Annotated in this window: 4 protein-coding genes; 1 reads left to right on the forward strand and 3 read right to left on the reverse strand. The window is 66.7% G+C overall.

Going from position 1 to position 2,898, the window contains the following annotated elements:
- From VFL64_RS03950 to VFL64_RS03960, 3 genes are all read right to left on the reverse strand, one after another.
- Positions 1 to 502, reverse strand: a 502-nt coding sequence (locus VFL64_RS03950) for an ABC transporter ATP-binding protein (RefSeq protein ID WP_489539084.1), incomplete at its 3' end; no start/stop codon positions are given.
- Positions 499 to 1,245 carry an ABC transporter ATP-binding protein gene (locus tag VFL64_RS03955; RefSeq protein WP_489539085.1) on the reverse strand — a complete coding sequence of 249 codons (747 nt, stop codon included), beginning with the start codon at positions 1,243 to 1,245 and terminating at the stop codon, positions 499 to 501. The genes VFL64_RS03955 and VFL64_RS03950, both read right to left, overlap by 4 nt.
- A gap of 2 nt (positions 1,246 to 1,247) precedes the next feature.
- Positions 1,248 to 2,270, reverse strand: coding sequence for a branched-chain amino acid ABC transporter permease (locus VFL64_RS03960; RefSeq protein WP_489539086.1), 1,023 nt, complete (start codon positions 2,268 to 2,270; stop codon positions 1,248 to 1,250).
- Between the two features lie 107 nt (positions 2,271 to 2,377).
- Between VFL64_RS03960 and VFL64_RS03965 the strand changes: the two genes are divergently transcribed.
- The coding region (locus VFL64_RS03965; protein WP_489539087.1) for a MurR/RpiR family transcriptional regulator at positions 2,378 to 2,898 on the forward strand (521 nt) is incomplete at its 3' end.

The following is a 2,898-nucleotide window of genomic DNA, read 5'->3' on the forward strand; positions in this document are numbered from 1 at the left end:
CGAACAGCACCAGGCCGGGCGAGCCGAGCAGGGCGCGCGAGATGGCGACCATCTGCATCTCGCCGCCGGAGAGGTTCTCGCACTCGCGGCCCATCAGGTACTCGAGCGCGGTGAAGATCTCGAAGCACTCCTTCTCGGACCAGCTGCGGAAGCGCGTCTTCTTGCGCGCGATGGCGAGGTTGCGCGCCACCGTGAGCGTGGGGAAGATGCGGCGGTCGTCGGGCACCCAGCCGATGCCCATGGCGGCGATCTCGTGCGTGGGGCGGCGCGTCACGTCCTGCCCGTCGAAGTGGATGCGGCCCTTGCGCGGCGGCGTGAGGCCCAGGATGGAGCGCAGCGTGGTGGTCTTGCCGGCACCGTTGGGGCCGAGCAGCGCGACCACCTCACCGGGCGCGACGCGCAGCGACATGCCGAACAGCGCCTGCGTCTCGCCGTAGAAGGTCTCGATGCCGTCGATCGACAGCACGTCGTCGTTCGCGCTGGGTTTGAGCACCGCGCTCATGCCGTCACCTCGCCCAGGCTGGAACGCTGCACCCACGGGTTGGCGCGCAGCTCGTCGGGGCGGCCTTGCGCGATCACCTGGCCCCAGTGGATGACCGAGATGCGGTCGGCCAGACGGAAGAGGAACTGCATGTCGTGTTCGATGATGACGATGGTGAGGTGGCGCTTGAGTTCGGCGATCAGCTCGGCCAGGCGGGCCGTGCCCTCGCTGCCCAGGCCCGCGGTGGGTTCATCGAGGAACAGCAGGCGCGGCCGCGCGGCCAAGGCCACGCCGATCTCCAGCGCGCGCCGTTCGCCGTACGAGAGGCTGTCGGCTTGCACGTTCTCCTTGCCGGCCAGACCCACGCGGGCCAGGATGGCCGCGGCCTCGTCGCGCGCTGCGCTGTTGCGGCCGAGGTCGCGCCACATCGAGTAGCCCTGCTCGCGCACCGCGGGCAAGGCGATCAGCACGTTGTCGAGCGCGGTGTCGTCGTCGAACAGGTTCATGATCTGGAACGAGCGCGACACGCCCTTGCAGGCGATCCGCCGCGGCGACAGGCCGGTGATGTCTTCGCCCGCGAAGGTCACCGTGCCGCGATCGGGCTTGTAGCGTCCGGTGAGCACGTTGAAGCAGGTGGTCTTGCCGGCACCGTTGGGGCCCATGATCCCGTTCAGCTGGCCTTCCTCGAACGAGAGCGAGATGCTCTCCAGCACGACGTTGTCGCCGAAGCGCTTGTGCAACTGGGTGGCTTCAAAGAGGGCCATGCTCATGCCTCCTTGGGGGTGTGGTTGACGACGGCAGCGGCTGGCTTGCGGTGCCTCGCGCAATGCGCTCGCCACTTCTGCCATGCACCGGCCACGCCGTCGGGCTGGAACAGCACCATCACCATGAACACCAGGCCGTACCAGAGCAGCCAGGTCTCGGTGTAGGCGCCCAGCAAGTCTCTGGTGAGGATGAACACCAGCGCCCCGATCACCGGGCCCCAGAAATTGACCAGGCCGCCGCCGATCAGCACCATCATCACGACGAAGCCCGAGTTGTGCAGGCTCATCACGTTGGGGTAGGCCGACTGCTGCGCCATCGCGAAGAGCGCACCGGCCAGGCCCGCCACGCCGGCCGAGAGCGTGAAGGCGAGCCACTTGTAGAGCCACACGTTGTGGCCGACGAAGGCCGCGCGCATCTCGTTCTGCTTGACGGCGCGCAGCACGCGGCCGAAGGGTGAATGGATGAGGCGCCACAGCGCAATCAGCACCAACGCGAACAGCACCAGCGCGAAGAAGAAGAAGGCTTCGTTGCTGCGCAGGTCGATGTCGGTGAAGCCCAGTGACAGCGCCGGGCGCCTGATGTTGAGCAGGCCATCTTCACCGCCTGTCACGCCGTGCAGCTTGACGGCCGCGAACCAGAACACCTGGCCAAAGGCAATCGTGAGCAGCGCGTAGTAGATGCCGCGCTTGTGCGAGATGAAGGCGCCCACCAGCATGCCGAAGACGGCCGCGACCACCACGGCGCCGAGCAGGCCGGTGAGCAAGCCCGCGTCGGCACGCTGCTGCAAGAGGCCGAACGCGTAGGCCCCCACACCGAAGTACGCGCCATGCCCGAACGAGGGCAGGCCGCCGTAGCCGAGCAGCAGGTTGTGGCCCAGCGCGAACATCATCCAGATCATGATTTCGAGCGCCAGGTACTGGTAGAGGCCCACCTGGCTCAGCCACAGCGGCGTGCTGGCGAGCAAGGCGACGGTGATCACCATCGGTGCGGTGACGAGTGGAGCAGTTCGGATCGGGGTGGACATGGGGGAATGAAATAAACGCTGGACAGGATGGAATGTATGTTCTATTCTCCTTCCATGCAAGAACGTTTGTTCTAAGTTCTCGCGCGATTGAAGCCCGTGGAAACCCGATGACCGCACTGAACTACGACGATCTCAAGGACGCCATCTCACGCGTCTACCCCACGCTGCCCAAGCAGCTGCAACTCATTGCCCGCTTCTCGCTCGACAAGCCCAACGAGCTCGCCCTCGGCACGGTGGCCGCAGTGGCCGAAGCCGCCGGCGTGCAGCCCTCGGCGCTGATCCGCTTCGCGAACGCGCTCGAGTTTCGAGGCTTCTCCGAGATGCAGCAAGTGTTCCGCGAGCACCTGGTCGAACGCTCGGCCAGCTACCGCGAGCGCATCGACCAGCTGCGCCGCCACAACAAGCCCAACGGCGCGGGCTCGGGCGTGCTGCATCAGTTCGTCGGCGAGGCGGTGGCCGAGCTGGGTCACCTGGAAGAGAACGTCGACGAGGCCGACATCACGCGCGCCGCGCAGCTCATCCGCGGTGCGGCCCACGTTCACGTGCTGGCGCAGCGGCGCGCGTTCCCCATCGCCTCCTACCTCGCGTACGCGCTGAGCCAGCTCGAACTCAAGACCTATTTGCTCGA

It is taken from the genome of Rhizobacter sp. (assembly GCF_035702065.1).
GTDB lineage: Bacteria > Pseudomonadota > Gammaproteobacteria > Burkholderiales > Burkholderiaceae_C > Rhizobacter.

Coding starts and splice junctions, on each gene's coding strand:
- VFL64_RS03955 (WP_489539085.1), bottom strand. CDS start 1,245: ATGGCCCTCTTTGAAGCCACCCAGTTGCACAAGCGCTTCGGCGACAAC.
- VFL64_RS03960 (WP_489539086.1), bottom strand. CDS start 2,270: ATGTCCACCCCGATCCGAACTGCTCCACTCGTCACCGCACCGATGGTG.